Raw genomic sequence first — 23998 nt, 5'->3', positions numbered from 1 at the left:
GCTCAATAGATAAAATCAGGTTCCGGCACAATGATCTTGCCTTCCTGCATGATCTGCCGGTTGTCGGTGTAGATACTGGGGCTGTGGGCCACCAGGTCAAAATGGCCCTTGGCGTTCTGGATGCCGCCCAGCGCGATATTCCGCCCCAGGCCAATGTGGAAGGTGCCATAGGCGGATTCATCTTCAATATAACAGTTTCCCTCGCATTTGGAAAGTGAATTCAAGCCAATGCCCAGCTCCCCCGCAATGCAGATGCGCGGGTCCTGGTACTGGTCCATATAGGCCCTGAGTCGATTTCCGGTGGGGTTGTCCTCGATCTCCACGATCCACCCGGCCTCAAACCGCACCCGCACCGGGTCTTCAGCACGGCCGATGTAGCCCAGTGAACCGTCCACCACCATAATACCGTTGGTACAGGTCTCCTCAATGGGCACATATACCTCGATGCTGGCGGAGGAATAGTCCTTGCTGTCCTTCAGCACACCGTTGAAAAAGCCCGGTTCCCGGCCCCGTTTCCCCACCGTCAGGTCAGTCCCTGCCGGGGTTGTGATTCGGATGCGGGTGGAGTTTTTCAGGTATTTCATGATCACCTTGGAAAGCATGCGGCTTTTTTTGGTGTCCATCATCAAAAAGTCGTAGCGCAGCATGGAGCGGCCGTCATTGGTGGAAAGGGGCAGCGACAAAAACTTCTTATGCCTGCGGATGGCCCGCTTGGCCGCCTTGGTGGTGACCAGAGAATACTCGGTGGCGGCAATGATGGTGGTGTAGGGGTCGAAAATCTCCTCGTTGTCATCGAAGAACATCCCCACGTGCATGCCCTTGTTTTCCACCAGCAGCACCGACACCGACCGGGTAACGGTGGAGGCCTGGCGGCGCAGTGCCTTGGCCTCCTGCTCATATTCCTTGCTGGTCACAATGAGCAGCCGGTCCCAGGGCTTGAGCCGGACCCATTTGTGAATGATGATGGAGGCGCCCCGTTCCATTTTGCGCATGATGAGACCCTTCCTTTGCGACGGAGTTTTGTGAAAAAGAGCCGTAAAGCCCGGCAGGGAAAGACTGCGCTTTCCCCGCCAGGCTTTCGTTTTTTATGATTACTTGAATGCGATCATGAAGCAGATCTGGATGGTGATCATAATGATGGCCACCAGCACCTGATTCTTGATAACGCCCCAGCGGTCCTTCATATCCAGAATGGCCACGGGAACGATGTTGAAGTTAGCGGCCATGGGGGTGCACAGGGTACCGCAGAAGCCGCAGGTCAGAGCCAGCATACCGATGACCACCGGGTTCGCGCCATAGGCCAGCACGAAGGGGCCGCCGATGCCCACGGTCATCACGGTGATGGCCGCGTAGGCGTTGCCCATGATCATGGTGAACAGCATCATACCGATGGCGTAGACCACGATGCCCAGGTTCACGTTGCCCTCAGGCACCACATTGCCCACCAGACCGGCCACCACGTCGCCTACACCGGCAGCGGTAAACACGCCGCCCAGGCAGCCCAGCAGCTGAGGCAGCATGCACAGGGGGCCCATCAGGGACAGGAAACGCTCGGAGTCGTCCAGGAAGACCTTGGGCTTGTTGTCCCGGGAATAAACCATCAGCAGCACCATGGAGATGGCCACGCCGATGGTGATGCCCACCATGGAGCTCACGTTGGAGAACAGGGCGAAGAACAGCGACATCACCGCAACGGTCAGAGCGGGCACGAAGATCTTCATACCGATCTTGCTGTACTGGGCCTTGGTGTATTCCTTGGTGGGAGCGTTCACCCGGCCAACCTTCACCTTCTTGAAGATGGCAGGCATGCACATCACGATGACCAGTGCGCCGGAGACCTTGGGAGGCAGCCAGCTGCCCAGAGCGGTGACCACGCCGAAGGAGCACCAGAAAATGGCAGTGCCGATGCGGGAGGGGTTTTCCTTATCCAGCAGGTTCTTGATGCCTGCATAAAAAGCGATCAGGCCAACGATGATCCAGACCACGTCCAGCATAACGGTGTTGAACATTGCCGGGACCTGCAAAAATTTCATGTCAATCATCCTAGTGTTCCTCCCCGTTTACTTCTTCGCCTTGGTGTTCTGGTCGCCGTAGTATTTCTTGGTGAGCTTCTTGTCCTTCATGATGAACAGCACGCTCGCCAGAACAATGGCGATGATGGCGATGGGCGGCTCGGTCACAGCCAGATCCACCAGCTCAACCTCATAGCCCAGGGACTGCAGGGTAGTCTGCACCAGAATGCCGCCGGAGCCGCCCACAAACAGCACCTGGCAGAAGAACCAGGCAATGTTCTCCATGGCGGAGGCCATGCCCTTTACGTCTTCCATGTGCTCTTCCTTGGGCTCATGACCCTGGTTCTTGATGGCCCCCTCGGCCATGGGCAGCAGCACGGGACGGACAAAGCCTGCAACGCCACCGAAGCCCACGTTGAAGGCACCGAAGAAGCCGCGCAGCACGCCGTACGCGCAGACCAGTTTGCCTGCGGTGGCGCTCTTTACCTTCCGCATCAGGTCAGCCGCAGCCTCACGCAGGCCGTTGCGCTCCAGCACACCGGTGATGAGCAGGATCATGATGAAGATGGCCATGGAGCGGTTGGCCACGAAGTTGACGCCCAGCTGCTCCAGCAGGCCGCCCACGCCCAGACCGCTCACCAGCGCGGTGGACACCGCCGCCAGGAAGATGATCAGGATCGAATCCAGCTTCAGCGCGAAGCCCGCGATCACGATCACAACGCCGATCAGTTTGATAAGTTCCATTTGCTTGTTTTCCTCCTTTGATACACTCGCGATTATTTTTCCGGGATACCGGTTCCCGCCCGGTCAAAGCCGCATCTTTTCCCCGACCGAACCGGGTCCGCAGCCCGGTAAAATCCCATCGGAACGTTTTTGTTGAACGTGCCTAAATGCGGTACGTCCAGTCGACAAGATTTCAACATTTTAAACTATGAAAGTCAAGCTGGGATTCCATTTTCTGACGCTTTTTCACAAATTCTCAGCACGCAACGCTGCATTTTCCAGGCTGCCGGAAAAACTGGAACAAAAAGCAAACCAGGCGGCGGGCCATGCAGCCCGCCGCCTGGTTCCTCTTTGTGTCTTTGAATAACTATGCTTTTCCCGCTTACAGCTGCACCGGGGTATCCACCAGAGGCAGCTGCTCCATGGTCTCGATGGCCTCGATGGCATCCCAGGCGAAGTTTTCCTCACCCAGTGCCGCCGCAAAGCCGGTGCGCTCCATCTCATGCTTCACGTTGGGCTGCACACCGCTGAACATCACCCGGATGCTGCGGCTGCGCAGATCGGCCAGCAGGGTCTCCAGCTCACTGATGGCGCTCTCGTCGATGTAGGGCACACCGCGCACCGAGAAGATCACGCCATGGGTCTCCTCACCCAGCTGCAGCATGGCCTGGGTCAGCTGATCCTGGGTACCGAAGAAGAGCGGGCCGGTCAGGTAAACCACCTTCACGTCGGTGCGGATCTGATCGGTACCGTCGGCGTTTTTCCGCTTCACGTCGCTCACCGCAATCTTCAGATCACAGCTCTTCAGCACGAACAGCAGCATGGCCGCCACTATGCCCACCAGAATGGCGATGACCAGATCGAACAGCACGGTGGCCACCATGGTCACCAGGAACTGAGCCGCGGCGGACTTCAGCCGCTTGCGGAAGATTTCCCGGATGGCTGCCCAGTCGTTCATGCGCCAGGCGGTGACCATAAGCACACCCGCCAGGCTGGCCAGGGGGATACGGCCCATCACGCCGCCCAGCAGGAACATGGACAAAATCAGGGTGATGGAGTGAATCACGCTGACCATACGGGTACGGCCACCGCTCTTGATGGCAACCGAGGTACGGGCGATGGCCGCGGTGGCGGGAACGCCGCCCAGAATGGGGATGATGATGTTGCCGATGCCCTGGGCCACCAGCTCGCGGGTGGAGTTCAGGGGCTCGCCCTTCATCCGGCCGGCGGCCGCGCCGCACAGCAGGCTCTCGATCATGCCCAGGGCCGCAATGGAGATGGCCGGGGCGATCAGGTTAGGCAGGGTGGAGATATCGATGCCGTTGAGCAGCAGGCTGTCCGGCGTCATGAGCTTCTGGGGGATGGCTCCCACCTCCGCCACGGCGGAGCTTTCAGCCGCAGGATTCAGAATGAAGTTCAGCACCACAGCCACGATGATGGCCACCAGCGAGCCAGGCAGATACTTGGCCAGCTTTTTGGGCCACAGGATCATCACCGCCATGGCCAGCACCGCAAACAGCACCGCCTGGCCGTTGGGGGAAAAGCCCAGCTCCCCATAGGAGAGCAGCTTCTGGATGGCGTTCTCGCCCTCGCTCACGGTGCCGAAGAAATTATCCACCTGGCCCAGAGCAATTACAATGGCAATGCCGGAGGTGAAGCCAGTGATAACCGGCACCGGAATGATGGACACCAGCTTGCCCACCCGCAGCACAGCGGCCACAAGCAGGATCACGCCGGTGAGCAGGCCTGCGGTGAGCACGCCCTGCACCCCGTACTTGGCCGAGATGCCGATAAGAATGGCCGCCATGGCGCCGGTGGGGCCGCTGATCTGGTAGGACGCACCGCCCAGAATGCCGATCACAATGCCCGCCACGATGGCGGTGATCATACCGCTGGCCGCGTCCGCGCCGCTGCTTACGCCGAAGGCCAGAGCCAGGGGCAGAGCCACAGCCGCAACAGTCAGGCCTGCCATCAGGTCCGCCAGGAACGCAGCACCGTTGTAGCCGGAAAATTCGCGCCGGAGATCCCCAAGATAGGTTTTCATTTTGATTCTTTCCTTCCTCTGTTTTTACCGCCCGGACACAAATATTAATAGGGTCCGCAAGTTCAGCCGGGCAGCCGTTTTCAACCATACACCCGGCCGTGTGGTTTGTCAACCAAAACCGTCCGTTTTTTTCGTATTGCAGAAAAACAGGAAGTCTGTTCAGAAATCCCCCATATCCAGCAGGCTTTTCGCCTGCTCCAGATCGTCCTTGTCCACATACAGCTGGTAGCAGGTGGCATCCACCGCATCCTTGGTGCGGAAGTGGTTCACGTAACTGCGCTCCAGCCATTGCTCGGTATAAAAGATCTGGTGCTCCGCCAGCTTTTGCCGGGCCACAGCCAGCGTATCGACCCGATAGCTCTCAAACACCAGTCGTTTGCGCCATCCCCAGGTAAGGCGCTGCTTCCAGGTGCGGGTATCTTTCATGATCATTCCTCCTTGCCGTTGGTGCCGTTTCCTTCAGTATCGCATGCGTCCGGAGGGCTGTAAAGCCATCTGCACAAAAAAGCCCGCCTTTTTTCGAAAAAGGCGGACTTTTTGCAAGCTTACTGTTCAGCGTAGATGGAGATGATGTTCAGGATGATCTGCACGCTCTGGTCCATCTTCTCGGCAGTGATGTACTCACAGGGGCCGTGGAAGTTGAAACCACCGGTACCCAGGTTGGGGCAGGGCAGTCCCATAAAGGACAGGCGGGCGCCGTCGGTGCCGCCGCGGATGGGAACGATGCGGGCTTCGAGGCCAGCCTCGCGGATTGCCTTCTCCGCGTTCTCGATCAGGTGGAAGTGGGGCTTTACCTTTTCCTCCATGTTGTAGTAGCTGTCCTTCAGCTCCAGCACCACGGTGCCCGCGCCGTGCTCAGCGTTCAGGCGGGCGGTGATTTCCTCCATCAGGGCCTTGCGGGCGGCGAACTTTTCGCCGTCATGGTCGCGGATGATGTAGTGCAGCTTGGCGGTGGTCACATCGCCGCTCATCTGGCACAGGTGGAAGAAGCCCTCAAAGCCCTCGGTGTGCTCGGGCACCTCTTCGGCGGGCAGAGCAGCGGCGAACTCCATGGCGATGGTCTGGGCGTTCTTCATCAGGTCCTTGGCGCTGCCGGGATGCACCGAAAAGCCGTGCACGGTGACCACCGCGTCGGCGGCGTTGAAGTTCTGGTACTCCAGCTCGCCCACGTCGCCGCCGTCCACCGTGTAGGCGAACTTTGCGCCGAAACGGTCCACGTCAAAGAAGTCGGCGCCCTGGCCCACCTCTTCGTCCGGGGTGAAGCCGATGCAGAGCTTTCCGTGGGGGATGTTCTCCTTCTGAATACGCTCCACCGCGGTCATAATCTCGGCGATGCCGGCCTTGTCGTCCGCGCCCAGCAGGGTGGTGCCGTCGGCGGTGATCAGGGTCTGGCCCTTCCAGTTGGCCAGCTCGGGGAATTTTTCCACGGTCATGTACTCGCCGGTACCGGCAAACAGCACGTCGCCGCCGTCGTAGTTCTCAAACACCTGGGGCTTCACGTTCTCGCCGGGGGCGGCGGGAGCGGTGTCCATGTGAGACACAAAGCCCAAAGCGGGCTTTTCCTCATAGCCGGGGGTGGCGGGCAGAGTGCCGTACACATAGCACTTCTCATCCACCGCGGCATCGGCCACGCCCAGCTCCTTGAGCTGCTCCACCAGCAGGTGGGCCAGATCAAACTGGCGGGCGGTGGTGGGATGGCTGGCACTCTCCTCGTCGGAGGTGGTGTAGATGGTTACATACTTCAAAAAGCGTTCATACGCGCGCATGATTACACGTCCTTTCTTTTGCGGCCGCTGCCCCGCCGCGGGGGCCGGAGGCCGCCTTGTAAGCTGCCTTTTATTCTAGCACAAAGCGGACAAAATAAAAAGTGCCCGCTGCATCCGCCCTCGGGCAAACCGGGTCGAAATACTTGGAAAACAGGCATATTTATGGTATTCTTATAACGTATATGAGCATTTTGCCCCGCGTGGCTTGCAATAGGAATAGAACGGAGGCCTTTTTATGGCAAACAGTTATTTCACCAACAAAACCCTTTTGATCACCGGCGGCACCGGCAGCTTCGGCAACACGGTGCTCAAGCATTTCCTGGCCAGCGACATCGGCGAGATCCGCATCTTCTCCCGCGATGAGAAAAAGCAGGATGACATGCGCCATGAAATCCAGCAGAAGCACCCCGAGCTGGCGGGCAAGCTGCGCTTTTACATCGGCGATGTGCGTGAAATCGACAGCGTGCGCAGCGCGGTGCGGGGCGTGGACTACATCTTCCATGCCGCAGCCCTGAAGCAGGTGCCCAGCTGTGAGTTCTTCCCCATGGAGGCCGTGCGCACCAACGTAATCGGCACCGACAACGTGCTCACCGCCGCCATCGACGCGGGCGTGAAAAAGGTGGTCTGCCTGTCCACCGACAAAGCCGCCTACCCCATCAATGCCATGGGCATCTCCAAGGCCATGATGGAAAAGGTGATCGGCGCCAAGGCCCGCACCGTAAAGGCAGAGGATACCACCATCTGCTGCACCCGTTACGGCAACGTGATGTGCAGCCGCGGCAGCGTGATTCCCCTGTTCATCGACCAGATCAAGGCCGGCAAGCCCATCACCATCACCGACCCGGACATGACCCGCTTCCTGATGAACCTGGACGAGGCGGTGGACCTGGTGCAGTTTGCCTTCGAGCATGCCAACCCGGGCGATCTGTTCGTGCAGAAGAGCGACGCCTCCACCATCGGCGATCTGGCCAAGGCGGTGCAGAAGCTGTTCGGCGACACCGGCACCCAGATCATCGGCACCCGCCACGGCGAGAAGCTGTACGAGACCCTGATGACCAAGGAGGAGCGCATCCGCAGCGAGGACATGGGCGGCTACTATCGCGTGTCCGCCGACGGCCGCGACCTGAACTACGACAAGTTTGTGGTGAAGGGCCAGGTGCACACCGAGGCCGACGAGGCCTACACCAGCCACAACACCCGCCGCCTGAACGTGGACGAGACTGTGGAGAAGATTCTCACCACCGACTACGTGCGCGAGGCTCTGGAAGGCTGGAACAAATAAACGAAAAAGGAAGCCATTGCAATGGATCTGAATACCCCCATCCTCATCACCGGCGCGGGCGGCTTCATCGGCAAAAATCTGGTGGCCACCCTGAAAACCGCCGGTTATACCGATCTGATGCTCTTTGAGCGGGACGACACCCCCGAGACCCTGGCGGAGTATGCCGCCAGAGCGGGCTTTGTGTTCCATCTGGCGGGCATCAACCGCCCCAAGGACCCCAGCGAGTTCTACGCGGGCAACGCAGGCCTCACTGAGACCCTGCTCAGCCTGCTGGACAAGGCGGGCAACAAGGCCCCGGTGCTGGTGACCTCCAGCACCCAGGCCGCGCTGGACAACGACTACGGCAAAAGCAAAGCCCAGGCCGAGCAGGCTATCTTTGCCCACGGTAAGGCCACCGGCGCGCCGGTGTATGTGTTCCGTCTGCCCGGCGTGTTCGGCAAGTGGTGCCGCCCCAACTACAACAGCGTTGTGGCCACCTTCTGCCACAACTCCGCCAACGGCCTGCCCCTCTCGGTGCGGGACCCAGAATACCGGCTGCCGCTGGTTTACATCGACGACGTGGTGTCCAGCTTTGTGGGCGCACTGGACGGCAATTGCACCCGCGAGGGCGACTACTGCGTGGTGCCGATGGTGCACGAGACCACTCTGGGCCATCTGGCCCAGACCATCGAGGGCTTTGCCAAAAACCGCGAGACCCTGGACGTGCCGGACCAGACCCCCGGCAGTCTGGAGCAGAAGCTTTACTCCACCTGGCTGTCCTACCTGCCCGCCGACCGGTTCTCCTACCCGCTGAACATGCACTGCGATAACCGGGGCAGCTTCACGGAATTTTTGCACACTCCGGCCCACGGCCAGGTGAGCATCAATATCTCCAAGCCCGGCATCGTGAAGGGCAACCACTGGCACCACTCCAAAAATGAGAAGTTCCTGGTGGTAAAGGGCACCGGCGTGATCCGCTTCCGTGCGCTGGACAGCACCGAGGTCATTGAATACCACGTCTCCGGCGACAAGCTGGAGGTGGTGGACATTCCCACCGGCTACACCCACAACATCGAGAATGTGGGCCAGGACGATATGGTCACCGTGATGTGGGCCAACGAGGTCTTCGACCCGGACCACCCGGACACCTTCTTCCTGCCTGTCTGATTCTTCATAAAGGAGAGCGCTTTTTATGAGCAAACTGAAACTGATGACCATCGTGGGCACCCGGCCGGAGATCATCCGCCTTGCCGCCGTGATCAAAAAATGCGACAAATACTTCGACCAGATTCTGGTGCACACCGGCCAGAACTACGACTACACCCTGAACGGCATCTTCTTTGAGGATCTGGGCCTGCGGGCACCGGACCACTACCTAAACGCGGTGGGCGAGGACCTGGGCGAGACCATCGGCAACATCATCGCCAAGAGCTACAAGCTAATGGTGGAGCTGAAGCCGGACGCCCTGCTGATTCTGGGCGACACCAACAGCTGCCTGTCCGCCATTTCCGCCAAGCGGCTGCACATTCCCATCTTCCACATGGAAGCGGGCAACCGGTGCTTTGACGAGTGCCTGCCTGAGGAGACCAACCGCCGCATCGTGGACCACATCGCGGACGTGAACCTGTGCTACTCCGAGCATGCCCGCCGTTACCTGAACGCCGAGGGCACCGCCAAGGAACGTACCTATGTGACCGGCAGCCCCATGGCCGAGGTTCTGCGTGCCAATCTGGAGCAGATTGAGGCCTCCGACGTGCTGGAGCGGCTGGGTCTGGAGCCCAAAAAGTACATGCTGCTGAGCGCCCACCGGGAAGAGAACATCGACACCGAGAAAAACTTCGTGGCCCTGTTCACCTCCATCAACGCGCTGGCGGAAAAATACGATATGCCCATCCTCTACTCCTGCCATCCCCGCAGCCGCAAGCGGCTGGAGGCCATGGGCTTTAAGCTGGATGAGCGGGTGCGGCTGCACGAGCCTCTGGGCTTCCACGACTACAACCACCTGCAGATGAACGCCTACTGCGTGGTGAGCGATTCCGGCACCCTGCCCGAGGAATCCAGCTTCTTCACCAGCATCGGCAAGCCCTTCCCGGCGGTGTGCATCCGCACCTCCACCGAGCGCCCCGAGGCACTGGACAAGGGCTGCTTCATCCTGGCAGGCATCACCGCCGGCGGTGTGGAGCAGGCTGTGGAAACCGCCGTGGCCATGAATGACAACGGCGACATCGGCATTCCCGTGCCCAACTATGTGGAGGATGTGTCCACCAAGGTGGTCAAGATCATCCAGAGCTATGTGGGCGTGGTCAACAAGATGGTGTGGCGCAAATACTAAAGCCGCCCCCAAAACAGGAGCGTTTACACGGTGAAACGAATTTTAGTGGTGAGCCAGCACTTCTGGCCGGAGCCCTTCCGCATCAACGATATTGTGGAGGGCTTTGTTGAGGACGGCCTGGAAGTGGACGTGCTGTGCGGCCTGCCCAACTACCCCAAGGGCGAGTGGTTTTCCGGTTACAAGTACACCGGTCCCCGCCGGGAGAAATACAAAGGCGCGCGGGTGTTCCGGGCCGGAGAGATCCCCCGCAAGGGCAATTCCGGGGCCATGATCTTTTTGAATTATGTGAGCTGGCCCTTTTTCGCCCTGTTCAGCCTGTGGCGGCTGAAGGGCCGATACGATGCGGTGCTCTGCTACAACACCAGCCCGGTGCTGATGAACTTCCCGGCCATTGTGTATGCAAAGCTGCACCGCATCCCCTTCACCAGCTACGTGCTGGACATCTGGCCGGAAAACCTGTACAGCGTACTGCCGGTGAAAAATGGCCTGCTGCGCCGCATTGCCAGCGCGGTGAGCGACTGGCACTACAAGCGTGCGGAGCAGCTCATCGCCATGAGCCCTTCTCTGAAAGAGCGGCTGATGGAGCGCACCGGCAAACCCGCGAACCGGGTGGCAGTGATCCCCCAGCACTGTGAGGACTTTTATGCCATCCCGCAGCCGGATGAGGCGCTGGCAGCCCGATATGCCGGCCGGTTCAATCTGGTATTCACCGGTAATTTCAGCCCGGCCCAGAGCCTGGACACCGTGATCAGGGCCGCGGTGAAGGCCCGGAGCATGGGCGCGGAAAATCTGCGCCTGCTGATGGTGGGCGACGGCATGAGCCGGGATGCGCTGGAGGCGCTGACCGACGAGCTGGACGCCCGGGACACCGTGGTGTTCACCGGCAGCGTACCCCCGTCGGATGTGCCCCGCTACACCACTCTGGCCCACGGGCTTGTGGCTTCTCTGAGCGCCAGCCCGGACCTGGGCATGACGGTGCCCGCCAAGATCGCCAGTTATATGGCGGCGGCAAAGCCGCTGCTGGCCAGCATGGACGGCGAGGGCGCCCGGGCGGTGGAGACCTCCGGATGCGGCTTTGCAAGCCCCGCCGAGGATTCCGAGGCACTGGCGAACAACATGCTGGCCCTATATCAGGCCAGTGAGGCCGAGCGCTCCGCGCTTGGACAGAAGGCCTTTGCCTGGTACCAGGCAAACTACCGCCGCCGGGCGGTGCTGGACCAGCTGGAAGCGTTTTTGATTCTAGGCGAAAAAACAAACGTTTGAGGTGAATCCCTTGAAGGTACTCGTGATCATTCCCTGCTATAACGAGGCGGAGAACATCTGCCGGGTGGTGCAGCGGCTGAAGGCCACCTGCCCGGATGTGGACTATCTGGTGGTGAACGACTGCTCCACCGACGACAGTGCCCGCATCCTGCGGGAAAACGGCTACAACTATCTGGACCTGCCGCTGAATCTGGGCATCGGCGGCGGCGTGCAGAGCGGTTATCTGTACGCCACGGCCAACGACTATGACATCACCGTTCAGATGGACGGCGACGGCCAGCACGATCCCAAATATCTTTATGACGTGATCCGCCCCGTGGCCGAAGGCAAGCTGGATATGTGCATCGGCAGCCGCTTCATTAAAAAGGAGGGCTTCCAGACCAGCTTCATGCGGCGGGTGGGCATCCGCTTCTTGAGCTTCATGATCCGGCTGCTCACCGGCCAGCGGGTACTGGACGTAACCAGCGGTTACCGGGCCTGCGGCAAGCAGATGACCGCCCTGTTCGCCAAACACTACGCCCAGGACTACCCGGAGCCGGAGGCCATCGTGACGGCCATCTGCAACGGCTACAAGGTGGGCGAGGTGCCGGTGGTCATGGAGGAACGCCAGGGCGGCGTGTCGTCCATCCGGGCCTTCAAGAGCGTATACTACATGATCAAGGTCAGCCTGGCGCTCATCATCCACCGGCTGAGCGCCAATCAAAAAGGAGGAAAAGGATGAGCCCGGTATTCCAAGGCCTGCTTTTGGTGGGCGATCTTGTTTTTCTGTTTCTCATCTTTGTAATGGTCAAGAACGGCCGGCTCAGCGTCCGGTTCAGCCTGCCCTGGCTGGCGCTGGGTGCCGGAATGCTGGTGCTGGCCATCTGGCCGGAGGCAGCCAAGATCCTGCGCAGTCTGGTGCAGGTGGAGGTGGTCTCCAACATGGTGTTCATCATGCTGTTCTGCTTTGTGCTGCTGGTGTTGCTCATTCTGTGTGCAGTGGTCAGCGAGTACAACGAGCGGCTCAAGCGCCTGACCCAGACAAACGCTATGCTGGAGCATCGGGTGCGCCAGCTGGAGGAGCAAGTGCGCCGCACCGACCCGTAACAAGGGGCCGGTGCTTTGCATCTGTTCTGAATGAAATCAAGCGGCGGCAAAATCCGCCAGGGCGTACCAACGCTGTTTGCGGCAGCGGACTGGAATCTCCAACCACAGTGTGAGGTGTGTGCATGGATTTTAACACATTGATCTTTCTGGGCTTTTTTGCGGGGGTGGCGGTGCTCACCTACTGTGTGCCCCGCCCGGCAAAGCCTTACCTCTGGCTGCTGGCCAGCTATGCCTTTTATCTGTACAAGCCGGAAAACGCCCGGCTGGTGTTCATCCTGATCAGCGTGACCGTGGTAACCTGGGTGTGTGCCCTGGCCATGGACAGCGTTCCCCAGCAGGCCACCCGCCGACTGTTTCTATGGGTGTCGCTGGGTGTTTGCTGCGGATTTCTGTTCTTCTTCAAATACTTCAATTTCTTCGGCGAGCTGCTGGGCGGGATCACCGGCCTGTTCGGCGGCGAGGCCCCTCATCTGGACCTGATCGCTCCGTTGGGCCTTTCCTACTTCACCTTCCAGAGTCTGGGGTATGTGATCGACGTATACCTGCACCAGACCAAGGCCGAGCGCAATCCGCTGAAATACGCGCTGTTCGTGAGCTTTTTCCCCTGCATCTTCACCGGTCCCATCGAGCGCAAGGAACATCTGATGCCCCAGTTCGACCATCCCCGCCGGTTCGACTACAACCGGGTGGCGGGCGGTTTGTTCCGGGTGCTGTGGGGTTATGTGAAAAAGATGGTCATTGCCGATAACATCGGCGTATTCGTGCGGGCAGTGTACTCCGCGCCGGACAAGCACACCGGCCCCTACCTGCTGGCAGCCAGTCTGCTGTTCAGCTACCAGATCTACATGGACTTCTCCGGCTGCTGCGACATTGCCATCGGCGCAGGCCGGATGCTGGGCTTTGATCTTTTGGAGAACTTCAACCGGCCCTTTGCCGCCAAAACCTACACCGAACTGTGGAACCGGTGGCATATGAGCCTGACCAACTGGTTCAAGGACTATATCTTCACTCCCCTCTCCTTCTATAACCGAGGCGCGGAAGGCTTTCTGGGCAAGCTGCAGGGCTGGTTCAACATCTTCATCATCTTCCCCATCAGCGGCCTTTGGCACGGCGCCAGTCTGGGTTATGTGATCTGGGGTGTTCTGAACGGCCTGTTCATGGTGGTGGGCAAGGCCACCGCAAAAAAACGCCGTAAACTGGCCAAGAAAAACCCGCTGTATCAGGTTCCCCACCTGCAGGGAATCCTTCAGCGGTGCTGTGTGTATCTTTTGTTCACCGCCTGCATCGTCTTCTTTGCGGCCGATCTGTACGGCGGCAAGGCGGGCACAGTGTTCGCCGGCCTGTTCACCGGCTGGGGGCAGGCAGGTCTCGGCCAGCTGGCCAGCGGCTTTGCGGCGCTGGGCCTGGGCGGCGGTACCGTTCTGATGCTGGTGGCCAGCAGCCTGGTTGTGGAGCTGATCGAGGCCCGCGGCCCGGTGGCCCAGTGGATTCGCACCCAGCGGGCCTGGGTGCGTTGGCCGTTGTACTACGCGCTCTGCCTGCTGCTGCTGTTCTTCGGCGTATTCGGCCAGTCGGCCTATATCTACCAGCAATTCTAAGGAGGTGCGGCGATCTTGACCAATCAACCCAAGCAAAAAAAGAAGCACAGCCTCCTGCGCACCTTGCTGTATCGTTTTTTTACCGGGCTGGAGATTGTGATCAAATTCTGCTTTTTTATCCCCATTCTGCTGTTCATGGTCTGGTTCAGCCATAAAGTGGACATCAGCGGCCTGTTCCAGGGTGAGCTGGCCCCCCGTGAGGTTGCAAACATGCTGCTGGCGGGTGACACCGTATCCAACTACGACAAGATGGATGAGCGGGCGGTACTGAAGCTGTATGTGCAAAATCTGCCCGAGGACCAGGTGCCGGACACCGTGGCCCTGGGCTCCAGCCGGGTGCTGCAGCTGCGGCAGGATCTGGTGGGCGGCAGCTTCTTTAACATGGGCCTGAGCGGCGCCTCCGCCATGGACATCATGAACTGCTTTTATCTGCTGGACAAGGAGGGCAAGCTGCCCAAGAATCTGATCATCGAGGTGGACCCCTGGCTGTTTAATGGTGACAGTGCTGCTGATCTGAACAAAAAAGCCGACACCGAGCTGTTCAGTGAATTTCTTCAGAAGGGTCTGGGTATGACCAGCGACTACGAGGAGCCGGACAAGCTGGAATTGTGGAAGGCGCTGATCGACCCGGCCTACTTCCAGGGCAACGTGAAATATGCCCTAAAGCAGCGGGCCACCGGTGAAGCCACCACCGAGGATGGCGAGAGCATCCCCTTCCAGGCGGTGACCGGCGACCTGGATTCGCTGGACAACAATGTGAAGGAGCCGGATGGCAGCGTGCTGTATCAGGCGGATTTCCGCAACTGGGATTACGACCAGGTGATGGCCGAGGTTTTGGACCAGGCGGGCACACTGGACGGCCTGCACGGTTTCTCCCAGATGGACCCCTATTGGACCGACCTGTTCGAGCGCTTTGTGAGCTATGTACAAAGCAAGGATGTGAATGTGGTCTTCCTGCTCACCCCCTATCACCCCTTCATCATCAAGCACGTATACAACAATCCTCAGGGCTTTGAGGGCTTCTTCGAGGTGGAGCCCTGGCTGCGCAGCTTCGCCGAGGAGCACAATATTCCTCTGTACGGCAGCTACCATGCCAGCCGCATCGGCGTGCCGGAAAGCCTGTTCTACGACGGCCTGCACTGCAAACCGGAGGCACTCAAGCTGTATTTCCCCGGTATCGAGGCCGCTCTGCAGGGCCTGCAAACCTCCTATGAGGCCCAGTATCTGGAAACCTACGGCGCCGACAACGCCGATCTGGTAACCAATGCTCTGGTGGGCACCACCGCCGACTGCCTGGTGGTGGGCGAGGAATGGTTCGCCGCGGCCAGTGCCAGCTGATTTCTCCATTCACAACATAAAAAAGACCCGTTTCACAGCGCTGTGCAGGCGCGTGAAGCGGGTCTTTTCTTGTTTTTAAACGCTCAGCCCCAGGCCGGTCTCCAGGTCAGACAGCATTCGATCCAGCGCGGTGACACCGCCCTCTGCGGTGTACCACACCGCCGGGTTGGCCAGATAGATTACATGACCGTCCTGAGCTGCCTGGGTTTTGTTCACCAGCTCGTTGTCCATGATCTCCTGGGCCAGCTTGGCACCGTCGGTTCCAATGGCCGCGTCACGGTCCATCACAAAGATGTACTGGGGGTTCTTCTCCATAATGAACTCAAAGGAAGCCTCATTGCCGTGGGTGGAGGTATCAATGTTGGCATCCACGCCAATGTTCTCGAAGCCGATTTCCCGGCCGATCAGAGAGCAGCGGCCGTCGTTGCCCAGCACATTATAACTGCCGCTGGTGCACATGCCCACAATGGCAGTCTTTCCGGCGGCGAACTCCTGCAGAGCGGCGATGCGGCCGTCAAAGTCCGTCATCAGTTCTTCCGCCTTGCTTTCCAGACCGAACAGCGAAGCCACAGCGGCAGTGTTCTTACGCACGCTCTCCACCACGCCCAGCTCAGTATCGGTGGAAAGATAGATCACCGGCGCGATCTCGCTCAGGGCATCGTAGGAGGTGGCCAGCCGGCCGCCGATGAAGATCACGTCCGGCTCACTGGCCATCACTGCCTCCAGATCCGCCTCCTTGATGGTGCCCAGGTTGGCCACCGCTTCGTTCTCCATATAGCTCTGCAGGTAATCCAGACTGGTGGAGGCGCTGCCCACCACCCGGTCCCCCAGGCCCAGTGCATCCAGAATATCCAGGCTGGCCATATCCAGCACCGCAATCCGCTGCGGGTCATAGGGCACCGTCAACTCCACTGCTTCCTTGCTGCCATTCAGGCTCTGGATGGTCACCTCCTGCTGTACAGCGGAGGAGGAAGCGGATGCGGCCGCCTCGCTTTCACTTTTGGGAGATGCCATTGCGGCCAGGTCCGCCGCGATGGCCCCGCAGGCGGTCATGGAAAAAGCCAGCAGGCCGGCAAGTGCCAGGGAAAGATATTTTTTCATGGGGAATTTCTCCTTTGATCTTCTTTATTTTTGTGCGCGGTCAGTAATAGATGGACAGCGGCCTGCCCTTCACGGTCTGAACCTCAAACTCCACCCCGTAAATGGCAGACAGATTCTCCTTGGTGATCACCTCGTGCACCGGGCCGAACTTGGCGATGCCGCCGTCCTTGAGGGCGCAGATGTAATCGGAGTAGAAGGCCGCGTAGTTGATCTCGTGCAGCACCAGAATCACAGTTTTGCCCAGCTCATCGCACAGGCGGCGCACCGTCTTCATCAGGTTGGTGGCGTGGTAGATGTCCAGATTGTTGGTGGGCTCGTCCAGCAGGATATACTCGGTATCCTGGGCGATGACCATGGCGATCAATGCCCGCTGCCGCTGCCCGCCGGAAAGCTCATCCAGAAAACGATCCTGGAACTCCTCCAGCTCCATATAGGCAATGGCCCGGTCGATGATTTCTGCATCCTCGGCGGTAATGCGGCTGCCGGAATAAGGGAAGCGGCCGAAGGCCACCAGCTCCCGCACGGTGAGCTTCATCTGAATGTTGTTGGACTGGGTGAGAATGGCCAGCCGCCGGGCCAGCTCCCGGCTCTTCCAATGGCCGATGTGGGTGCCGTCCAGCTCCACCAAACCCTCGTCCTGAGCGATGAGCCGGGAGATCATGCTCATCACGGTAGACTTGCCCGCCCCGTTGGGGCCGATCAACGAGGTCACCTTGCCCTTCGGAATGGAAAAGCTTACCCCATCCACCACAGTTCTGCCCTGATAACGTTTGGTCAATCCTTGAATGTTCATGGTCACACCTTCTTTCTTGCCAAAAGCAGATAGAGGAAATAAAGTCCGCCGCCCACCGTGATGAACACGCTCACCGGCACGGCGTAGGAATAAACATGTTCCACAATGAGCTGGCCGCCCACCAGCACCGCCATGCCGAACAGGGCGGAACCGGCGATCAGCTGAGTATGCCGGTAGGTGCGCAGCAGCTGGCGGGAGAGATTTGCAATGATCAGCCCCAGAAAAGAGATGGGGCCCACCATGGCAGTGGCTACCGCGATGCAGAGGGCTACCCCCAACAGCAGGCGGCGGATGCAGCGGTCGTAATCCACTCCCAGATTGATCGCCTGGTCCTTGCCCAGGGTCAATACATCCAGCAGAGCCAGCTCCCGCCGCAGGGCAAAGGCCACCCCTGCCAGCAACAGCACCGAGAACAGCAGAATCTCGGAATTGATGTTGCTGAAGCTGGCCACCAGGGTGCTCAGCAGGCTGTCGTACTCATTGGGGTCCATCACCCGGGTGAGGGTGGTCTGGATGCTGCCGAAAAAGGAGGTGAGCACCGTGCCTACCAGCAGCACATACAACACGTTGTGGCGGGTCATGCGGAAGATCCAGCTGTACAGCACCGTGGCCGCAATGCCCATCAGCACCACGTCCACCCCGAAGGCCAGATTCGCGTTGGTAGCGACCACACTGGCCGACCCCAGAAAGAATACCACCGCAGTGTGGATGAGAGTGTACAGGGCGTTCATGCCCAGCAGGCAAGGGGTCACGATGGTGTTGTTGATCACCGATTGGAACACAATGGAGGCCCCGCCGATGGACACCGCCGTGACGGCCATGGCCGCCAACTTCGGGGCGCGGATCTTCATGGAGTAGGCAAACAGGCGGGCGTTGGCCGGGTCGGTGTTGACCAACAGATAGCCTGCGGCACAGATCAGCGCCAGCGCTGCCAGAATCAGCAGTTTACGCCGGTTGGACCGGATGGCAGCAGTATTCATGCTTCGCAGCCTCCTTCCTTTGCCGGTATGGGGCAGCAGCTTTGCGCCGGAGCCGTCAGCCGGATGGCCTTGCGGCCGTTTCGCAGCCGGTAGAACAGCAGGGCAATGAACAGCACGCTGCCCAGAATGCCCACAATCAGCTCGATGGGCAGCTCATAGGGCGCAATCACCACCCGGCCGATCATGTCGCACACCAGCACAAAAATAGCGCCGAACAGAGCGGTATCCACGAGGGTCCCGCGAATCTTATCGCCCTTGAACAGGGCCACCAGATTGGGCACAATGAGTCCGATGTAGGAAATGGAGCCCACAACTACCACCACACTGGCGGTGATCATAGCCGAGATACTCAATCCCATGAACAGTACCAGATTGTAGGGCACGCCCAGGTTTTGGGAAAAATCCCGGCCCAGACCCACAATATTGAAATGGTTGGCGAACACAAAGGCCAGCACAATCAGCGGAGCGGTGAGCCAGACAATCTCGTATCGGCCCTTGATGACCAGGGAAAAATGCCCCACCAGCCAGGAGGACAGCGCCTGGGTCATCTCGTACTGATACGCGAGATAGCTGGTCACACCACCGATCACATTGCCGAACATGATGCCCACCAGCGGTACCATGACCGCATCCTTGAACTGGATGCGCTGAATAAACCACACAAACACCCAGGTGCCCGCAATGGCGGCGGCAAAGGCGAACAGCGCCCTTCCCCACAAGGTGGAATTCGGCAGGAACAGCAGGGCAAACAAAATGCCCAGCTGGGCAGATGAGATGGTCGCCCCGGTGGTGGGGGATACAAATTTGTTGCTGCACAGCTGCTGCATAATCAGCCCCGCCACACTCATGCCCGCGCCGGTGCACAGAATGGCCAGCAATCGTGGCAGGCGGGACAGAAGAAAAATTTCCCAGGTGTGGGCATCTCCCTGCAAAAGTGCCCCCAGCTCCAGATCGATCACGCCTACGAACAGGGATGCGGCAGCCAGTATTGCCAGAATCGCCGCAAGCACTGCAGTGATCCGGTTGGATTTCATGGATGGTACCCTCCTTATTGCTCAACAGTTAGTATAAGCTAACTTTATTGCATAAAATAAGCGCGTCCCTCGGCAATTTGTCTTCTGTGCCGGGCACCGCGCATTGCATGAGTGAGTATATCATGAAAAAAAGCAGCCGCGCAATCAATTTGTTGCGCGGCTGCTTTTACAATTTTGCTGTTTAAACAAGTTTAGGCCTGATAATCATACTGCAGCATGGGCACGGTCCAGTGCTCCAGAACCTTGCACATATCCGCCGCCGTGGCCTTGGCGCCGGGCAGGTCGTGCTCCAGGTAGTTGCCACACTCCTTGCGCTCGCTGCCGGGGATCTTGCCCTCAAACTCAGCAATAAAGGCGAAGCACTCCCGCACCAGATCAATGGCCTGCTCCCCGCTCATGGCATCCCGGGTGAGGAAGTAAAAGCCGGTACGGCAGCCCATGGGGCCCACATAGATGATCTGGTCGCTGTAGGCGGAGTTACGCACATAGGTGGCGAACAGATGCTCGAAGGTGTGCATGGCAGGATTCGGCAGATACACGCCCCCGTTGGGCTTGACCATACGGATGTCGTAGGTGATCACGTCGCCGTCCACCCGGGAGATATACATGCCCTTTTCCAGCTTGTCGTGGTCGACGGTAAAGCTTGCGATGGTTTTCATGGGAATCCTCCTGCTCAGTAGGCAATGCTGCCCAGCACCTGACCGTCGATGGTCTTGGTGGTGAACAGGCCGTTTTCATAGATCATATAGCTGTGAGAGCCGTCCTTGGGGATGGATACGCTGCCCGGGTTCAAGATCAGGGTATCGCCCTGCCATTCGGCGTGCTTCACATGCACATGACCGAACACGAAGGCGCTGTGGGCAGGCATGGGAGGCAGGTTTTCCGGGTTGAACTTGTGACCGTGGGTGGCAAACAGGCATTTGCCCTCCTCCAGCCAGAGGGTGGTGTAATCCGCCATCACCGGGAACTCCAGCACCATCTGGTCCACCTCGGCCTCACAGTTGCCCCGCACCGCGATGATCTTTTCCTTCAAGCCGTTCAGCATGGGGATCACCTTTTTGGGGGCATAGCCCTCGGGCAGGTCGTTGCGGGGACCGTGGTACAAAAGGTCGCCCAGCAGCAGGATGCGGTCCGGCTGCTCGGCCTGGATGCGCTCCATCAGTTTTTCACAATAATAGGCCGAACCGTGCAGGTCGGACGCAATCAGAAGCTTCATATGGTTACGACTCCTTTGGAATGGATTTTCGCTTTTTCCTTTGCCTTTTTAAAGCCGGGCTGGCGACGGGGCCAGAAAATCACTCCGCACAGCAGCCAGATGGTCACATTCACGCAGGCCCACATCACATGGGTCTCCATGGTGGCGTGGCAGAGCATCACCAGGCAGCACACCGCCTCGGCGGCCAGGCCCTCTTTGAGCAGCCGCCATACCAGCAGGGCAAAGCCCAGCCAGATCAACGCACTGGCCACCGGACCGGCCACAATCCAGTAGTGCAGGTAGGCATTGTCCACCAGCATTTCCTCCCCGGGCATCTGGCCCGCAATGGCAAAGGGCATGGTGGTAAGGCCCTCCCAGCCCAGCGAGATCCGGGTACTGAGCAGGCCATCCAGCCGGGCCAGCAGCGGGTTCTCCGGGTTCCAGCCAAGGGCAAGGCCCATGCTGGCGGCGAAAGCAAGCAGCGGTGCGGCCGTGAGCAGCAGCCGCACCGGCAGCGGCCGCAACACGCCAGGCCAGACACGCACCACCAGCAGAGCTGCAATGAGCAGTGCCAGGCACATGGTGGCGGCACGGCTGTCCGGTCCGAAGTTACACAGCAGTGCCAGAGCTGCCAGCAAAGCAAAGTCAAACCATTTCAGCCGCTTTGCTCCACGCAGGCACACGTACATCAGCGCCAGCCCCAGCAGGCAGGCACCGAAAAAGTTGTACCATCCATAGCCGAAACTGTTCCGGTAGCGGCCGGTGCCCAGCTCCTGCACGGTATCGATCACACCGGCCAGCGAGCTGATGGCCACAACCGCCACACTGAGCGCGCCCACCGGCAGCACTACCTTCAGCGCCCGGCGCAGCGGCACATCCTTGGCCGCCAGCGCAAACAGCAGCGCCATCATCATCCATTTGTCGTGGTTGTTCATGAATACCCAGCGGATCACAAACAGCACGCAGAAGGCGGCGGCCAGCTGGCGGCCGTCATATCGGGTACAAAACAGAATTTTAACCAGCAGGCAGAGCGCCACCAGATGGTCCAGCGCCATGGTACCGTATTCAAACAGCCAGGGCAGCCGGTCCCGGTACAGGCTGTTCACAAAAAAGATTTCGAACTGGTAAACCGCAGCGGAAACGGCAAACAGCCAGGGAGCCAGCGCCTGCCGCGCACCGCTCAGCCAGTCGCCAAACAGCTGCCGCTGCACAGTCAGCTGCCTGCCCAGGCCGAACCAGGGCGCCTCCATAGGGCGGCGCATCGTCTGCCAGGCATACCACATGCAGCCCAGTGCGAGCCCCAGTACGGCCAGATCTGCATAGCCGTAAAGGCAATCGATAATAAAAGAATGCAAGGTTCCTTCTCCTTTAAAAACAGGGTGGCAGAGCCCGCACTGCAGGCTCTGCCCTATGCCGCGCTCAGGCGGCTCAGCTGTATTTCTTCACGATGGCCTGCATGTCCTCAAACTGCTGCTCCATATCCTGCACCAGCTTGAACTGAGTGCGGGCACGCACCAGGTTGTGGGTGGGATACTGGGTCTTGAAGTAGGTATCCCCCTGCAGATAGTCGGTCAAAAAGCGCATGCCGCATTCCAGCGTGATGATCTTGGCGCCCCAGGCAAGGTTCGCCTTCTCATTCTCGGTGAGTACATCGCCTGCGGTCTCCAGATAGCCCTTGGTATAAGCCTCGAACAGATCGATGTCGAAGCTCACCTTGGACAGATCCGGCTCATCCTCGGCGGCATGGGTGGCGCCGAAGCGGATGGAATCACCAAAGTCGTTGAGGGCAAGGCCGGGCATGATGGTATCCAGGTCGATGATGCAGATGCCCTGGCCGCTCTTCTCATCAAACAGGATGTTGTTCAGCTTGGTATCGTTGTGGGTAACCCGCAGCGGCAGGGTGCCCGCCCGCAGCTGGCTCATGAGCACGCTGCAGTCCGCCGCATGGTCCAGCACAAACTGGATCTCGTCCTTACAGGTGCGGGCGCGGTTTTTCACATCCCGGCGCAGCGCCTGTTTAAAGTTCTTCAGCCGGTCCTCGGTGTCGTGGAACTTGGGAATGGTCTCATACAGGGTATCGGCGGGATAGCCGTCCAGCTGCTTGAGGAAGCGGCCGAAGCTGCGGGCAGACTGATAGAACTGTTCCGGACGCTCCACACTCTGGTAGCACACGGAATCCGGGATGTAATTGTAGCACCGCCAGGGCAGGCCGTCGGTATCCTCGTAATAGTTTTCCCCGGCTTTGGTCTTGATATAGCTCAGGGTTTCCCGGTCCGGGTCGCCGCCGGCGGCGCGGATGCTCTGGCGCAGATACTCGGTCACGCCGAAGATGTTCTCCATTACCTCGCGGGGCTTTTTGAATACATGGATGTTGATGCGCTGCAGCACATAGCTCAGCTCTTCCTCGCCGTTCTCGCCGGGCATGAACACCGCGTAGGTCTCGTTGATGTGGCCCGCGCCGAAGGGCTGCACATAGCTGCACTGGTTGCCGAAGCCGAAGGCATACAGCGCGTCTTCCAGCATGCGGCTGTCCACACCGTCGATCTTGCGGCGCTTGGCGAAGATCACCTCGCCCGCCTCCACCTTACGGTGTGCCTCCACATGGCAGTTGGCCTTGACCACACTGCCCAGACCGATGTGCGCACCCTCGTCCACCACGGTATCGTGGTCGATAATGGCGCCGCTGTTTACCAGGCAGCCCAGACCCAGCCTGGTGTGGGTGTTGATGACGGCACGCTGCATCACGAAGCTGCCCGCGCCAATCTCAGCACTGGGACTGACCACTGCGCTGGGATGGATGATGGTGGGCACCACAAAATCGGCCTCCAGCAGCTTTTTTACCCACTGCAGCCGCATCTTGTTGTTGCCGAAAGCAGCCACCGCACAGGGGTATTCCTTGCGGAAATCTTTATAGTCCACCAGCTTGCCAATCACGCAAGCCTCTTTGCAGGCATCGTCCAGCATGGCAATTTTATCAAACTGGCGGGTCGCCATGGCGGATTCATAGACCATATGGCCAAAACCGCCCGCGCCCAGAATCAATAGGTTCGGCATTGGGTTGTTCCCCTTTCTGTTCTGCCCGGCCGCCGCATCCGTTACGGCGTATCCGGGGAAAATCTGTCAGAAATCAATGTAATTCTATTATAGTAAAAGAAACACCCCAATACAAGGGCCAACGTGACACAAGAAACCAACGCCGGAAAAGGCCCGCTTTCGCGAGATTGCAGCGTCAAAGCCCCTTGACAACCACCAAGGGTGCCGGGGCGGCGCAAGCCGCGAAGAACCCAGTGGGTTCTTCGACCGGCCAGGGCGGTCTGCGAAGCAGAGCGGGCGCATGCTTGACGCGCCCGCAGCCCACTGCGGGTCTTTTCCTTGCAATCCCATCAAAATCGGGCTTTTTCCGGTGCTATGCAGTCCGGGGCCGCGAAGCGTCCAAGACCCCGGTGGGGTCTTGGACCGGCTGGGCGGTCTG

23 protein-coding genes are annotated in these 23998 nt (G+C 59.4%); 9 read left to right on the top strand and 14 right to left on the bottom strand.

The annotated features are described in order from the left end of the window. Positions 1-2 precede the first annotated feature (2 nt). From PH256_RS08115 to PH256_RS08105, 3 genes are all read right to left on the bottom strand, one after another. Positions 3-992 carry a peptidase gene (locus PH256_RS08115; RefSeq protein ID WP_270913719.1) on the bottom strand — a complete coding sequence of 330 codons (990 nt, stop codon included), beginning with the start codon at positions 990-992 and terminating at the stop codon, positions 3-5. 99 nt (positions 993-1091) lie between these two features. Beyond that, on the bottom strand, positions 1092-2042 hold the full coding sequence (locus PH256_RS08110; protein WP_270913718.1) for a DUF979 domain-containing protein: 951 nt from the start codon (positions 2040-2042) through the stop codon (positions 1092-1094). An 18-nt stretch (positions 2043-2060) separates the two neighbouring features. Then, positions 2061-2756, bottom strand: a complete 696-nt coding sequence (locus PH256_RS08105; RefSeq protein ID WP_270913717.1) for a DUF969 domain-containing protein — start codon at positions 2754-2756, stop codon at positions 2061-2063. Between the two features lie 187 nt (positions 2757-2943). Between PH256_RS08105 and PH256_RS08100 the strand changes: the two genes are divergently transcribed. Further along, positions 2944-3102 carry a hypothetical protein gene (locus PH256_RS08100; protein ID WP_270913716.1) on the top strand — a complete coding sequence of 53 codons (159 nt, stop codon included), beginning with the start codon at positions 2944-2946 and terminating at the stop codon, positions 3100-3102. 15 nt (positions 3103-3117) lie between these two features. Here the strand turns inward: PH256_RS08100 and PH256_RS08095 are convergent, their stop codons facing one another. The 3 genes from PH256_RS08095 to pepT form a co-directional block, all read right to left on the bottom strand. Further along, positions 3118-4779 (bottom strand): SulP family inorganic anion transporter, encoded by a 1662-nt coding sequence (locus tag PH256_RS08095; protein ID WP_270913715.1) that lies wholly within the window; start codon positions 4777-4779, stop codon positions 3118-3120. A 159-nt stretch (positions 4780-4938) separates the two neighbouring features. Next, a complete protein-coding gene (locus tag PH256_RS08090; protein ID WP_270913714.1) occupies positions 4939-5205 on the bottom strand; it encodes a hypothetical protein in 267 nt (88 codons plus the stop codon). 119 nt (positions 5206-5324) lie between these two features. Beyond that, positions 5325-6545, bottom strand: a complete 1221-nt coding sequence (gene pepT / locus PH256_RS08085) for a peptidase T (protein ID WP_270913713.1) — start codon at positions 6543-6545, stop codon at positions 5325-5327. A gap of 235 nt (positions 6546-6780) precedes the next feature. Here pepT and PH256_RS08080 point away from each other — a divergent pair, with 235 nt between their 5' ends. From PH256_RS08080 to PH256_RS08045, 8 genes are all read left to right on the top strand, one after another. Continuing rightward, positions 6781-7827: a polysaccharide biosynthesis protein gene (locus tag PH256_RS08080; RefSeq protein WP_087183405.1), complete on the top strand. Its 1047-nt coding sequence runs from the start codon at positions 6781-6783 to the stop codon at positions 7825-7827. 21 nt (positions 7828-7848) lie between these two features. Continuing rightward, the gene (locus PH256_RS08075; RefSeq protein ID WP_270913712.1) at positions 7849-8973 is read left to right on the top strand and encodes a polysaccharide biosynthesis C-terminal domain-containing protein; all 1125 of its coding nucleotides are present in this window, start codon (positions 7849-7851) and stop codon (positions 8971-8973) included. A gap of 25 nt (positions 8974-8998) precedes the next feature. Beyond that, complete coding sequence (gene wecB, locus PH256_RS08070) at positions 8999-10138, top strand: non-hydrolyzing UDP-N-acetylglucosamine 2-epimerase (RefSeq protein ID WP_270913711.1); 1140 nt, start codon at positions 8999-9001, stop codon at positions 10136-10138. A 30-nt stretch (positions 10139-10168) separates the two neighbouring features. Beyond that, a complete protein-coding gene (locus tag PH256_RS08065; RefSeq protein ID WP_270913710.1) occupies positions 10169-11401 on the top strand; it encodes a glycosyltransferase family 4 protein in 1233 nt (410 codons plus the stop codon). 1 nt (position 11402) lies between these two features. Further along, positions 11403-12122, top strand: coding sequence for a glycosyltransferase family 2 protein (locus PH256_RS08060; RefSeq protein WP_333766330.1), 720 nt, complete (start codon positions 11403-11405; stop codon positions 12120-12122). After that, entirely contained in the window at positions 12119-12487 is a 369-nt protein-coding gene (locus PH256_RS08055) for a DUF2304 domain-containing protein (protein ID WP_087183409.1), read from the top strand. Before PH256_RS08060 ends, PH256_RS08055 begins: the two co-directional genes overlap by 4 nt. Before the next feature lie 122 nt (positions 12488-12609). Then, the gene (locus PH256_RS08050) at positions 12610-14085 is read left to right on the top strand and encodes an MBOAT family O-acyltransferase (RefSeq protein ID WP_087183410.1); all 1476 of its coding nucleotides are present in this window, start codon (positions 12610-12612) and stop codon (positions 14083-14085) included. A gap of 63 nt (positions 14086-14148) precedes the next feature. Continuing rightward, positions 14149-15423, top strand: coding sequence for a hypothetical protein (locus PH256_RS08045; protein ID WP_270913709.1), 1275 nt, complete (start codon positions 14149-14151; stop codon positions 15421-15423). 75 nt (positions 15424-15498) lie between these two features. On the opposite strand, the gene PH256_RS08040 is transcribed toward PH256_RS08045, so the two are convergent. From PH256_RS08040 to PH256_RS08005, 8 genes are all read right to left on the bottom strand, one after another. Beyond that, entirely contained in the window at positions 15499-16524 is a 1026-nt protein-coding gene (locus PH256_RS08040; RefSeq protein ID WP_270913708.1) for a siderophore ABC transporter substrate-binding protein, read from the bottom strand. A 40-nt stretch (positions 16525-16564) separates the two neighbouring features. After that, complete coding sequence (locus PH256_RS08035) at positions 16565-17317, bottom strand: iron ABC transporter ATP-binding protein (protein WP_270913707.1); 753 nt, start codon at positions 17315-17317, stop codon at positions 16565-16567. A gap of 2 nt (positions 17318-17319) precedes the next feature. Beyond that, complete coding sequence (locus PH256_RS08030) at positions 17320-18297, bottom strand: iron chelate uptake ABC transporter family permease subunit (RefSeq protein ID WP_270913706.1); 978 nt, start codon at positions 18295-18297, stop codon at positions 17320-17322. Then, a complete protein-coding gene (locus PH256_RS08025; RefSeq protein ID WP_087183415.1) occupies positions 18294-19331 on the bottom strand; it encodes an ABC transporter permease in 1038 nt (345 codons plus the stop codon). The genes PH256_RS08030 and PH256_RS08025 overlap by 4 nt, the downstream gene beginning before the upstream one ends. A gap of 191 nt (positions 19332-19522) precedes the next feature. Further along, the gene (locus PH256_RS08020) at positions 19523-19990 is read right to left on the bottom strand and encodes an S-ribosylhomocysteine lyase (protein WP_270913705.1); all 468 of its coding nucleotides are present in this window, start codon (positions 19988-19990) and stop codon (positions 19523-19525) included. 14 nt (positions 19991-20004) lie between these two features. Further along, complete coding sequence (yfcE, locus tag PH256_RS08015; RefSeq protein WP_087292455.1) at positions 20005-20547, bottom strand: phosphodiesterase; 543 nt, start codon at positions 20545-20547, stop codon at positions 20005-20007. Beyond that, positions 20544-21881, bottom strand: coding sequence for a hypothetical protein (locus PH256_RS08010; protein WP_270913704.1), 1338 nt, complete (start codon positions 21879-21881; stop codon positions 20544-20546). The genes yfcE and PH256_RS08010 overlap by 4 nt, the downstream gene beginning before the upstream one ends. A 73-nt stretch (positions 21882-21954) precedes the next feature. Beyond that, positions 21955-23580, bottom strand: coding sequence for a phosphotransferase (locus PH256_RS08005; protein WP_087183419.1), 1626 nt, complete (start codon positions 23578-23580; stop codon positions 21955-21957). Between the last annotated feature and the right edge of the window lie 418 nt (positions 23581-23998).

It is taken from the genome of Allofournierella sp. CML151, assembly GCF_027853465.1.
Lineage (GTDB): Bacteria > Bacillota > Clostridia > Oscillospirales > Ruminococcaceae > Allofournierella.
Note: the sequence above shows the minus strand (reverse complement) of the source record. Positions and strands in the feature narration are given on the sequence as shown.

Bases quoted from the DNA above. Each gene is read 5' to 3' on its own strand.
- PH256_RS08115 (WP_270913719.1), bottom strand. From the start codon at position 992: ATGCGCAAAATGGAACGGGGCGCCTCCATCATCATTCACAAATGGGTC.
- PH256_RS08110 (WP_270913718.1), bottom strand. From the start codon at position 2,042: ATGATTGACATGAAATTTTTGCAGGTCCCGGCAATGTTCAACACCGTT.
- PH256_RS08105 (WP_270913717.1), bottom strand. From the start codon at position 2,756: ATGGAACTTATCAAACTGATCGGCGTTGTGATCGTGATCGCGGGCTTC.
- PH256_RS08100 (WP_270913716.1), top strand. From the start codon at position 2,944: ATGAAAGTCAAGCTGGGATTCCATTTTCTGACGCTTTTTCACAAATTC.
- PH256_RS08095 (WP_270913715.1), bottom strand. From the start codon at position 4,779: ATGAAAACCTATCTTGGGGATCTCCGGCGCGAATTTTCCGGCTACAAC.
- PH256_RS08090 (WP_270913714.1), bottom strand. From the start codon at position 5,205: ATGAAAGATACCCGCACCTGGAAGCAGCGCCTTACCTGGGGATGGCGC.
- pepT (WP_270913713.1), bottom strand. From the start codon at position 6,545: ATGCGCGCGTATGAACGCTTTTTGAAGTATGTAACCATCTACACCACC.
- PH256_RS08080 (WP_087183405.1), top strand. From the start codon at position 6,781: ATGGCAAACAGTTATTTCACCAACAAAACCCTTTTGATCACCGGCGGC.
- PH256_RS08075 (WP_270913712.1), top strand. From the start codon at position 7,849: ATGGATCTGAATACCCCCATCCTCATCACCGGCGCGGGCGGCTTCATC.
- wecB (WP_270913711.1), top strand. From the start codon at position 8,999: ATGAGCAAACTGAAACTGATGACCATCGTGGGCACCCGGCCGGAGATC.
- PH256_RS08055 (WP_087183409.1), top strand. From the start codon at position 12,119: ATGAGCCCGGTATTCCAAGGCCTGCTTTTGGTGGGCGATCTTGTTTTT.
- PH256_RS08050 (WP_087183410.1), top strand. From the start codon at position 12,610: ATGGATTTTAACACATTGATCTTTCTGGGCTTTTTTGCGGGGGTGGCG.
- PH256_RS08040 (WP_270913708.1), bottom strand. From the start codon at position 16,524: ATGAAAAAATATCTTTCCCTGGCACTTGCCGGCCTGCTGGCTTTTTCC.
- PH256_RS08035 (WP_270913707.1), bottom strand. From the start codon at position 17,317: ATGAACATTCAAGGATTGACCAAACGTTATCAGGGCAGAACTGTGGTG.
- PH256_RS08030 (WP_270913706.1), bottom strand. From the start codon at position 18,297: ATGAATACTGCTGCCATCCGGTCCAACCGGCGTAAACTGCTGATTCTG.
- PH256_RS08025 (WP_087183415.1), bottom strand. From the start codon at position 19,331: ATGAAATCCAACCGGATCACTGCAGTGCTTGCGGCGATTCTGGCAATA.
- PH256_RS08020 (WP_270913705.1), bottom strand. From the start codon at position 19,990: ATGAAAACCATCGCAAGCTTTACCGTCGACCACGACAAGCTGGAAAAG.
- yfcE (WP_087292455.1), bottom strand. From the start codon at position 20,547: ATGAAGCTTCTGATTGCGTCCGACCTGCACGGTTCGGCCTATTATTGT.
- PH256_RS08005 (WP_087183419.1), bottom strand. From the start codon at position 23,580: ATGCCGAACCTATTGATTCTGGGCGCGGGCGGTTTTGGCCATATGGTC.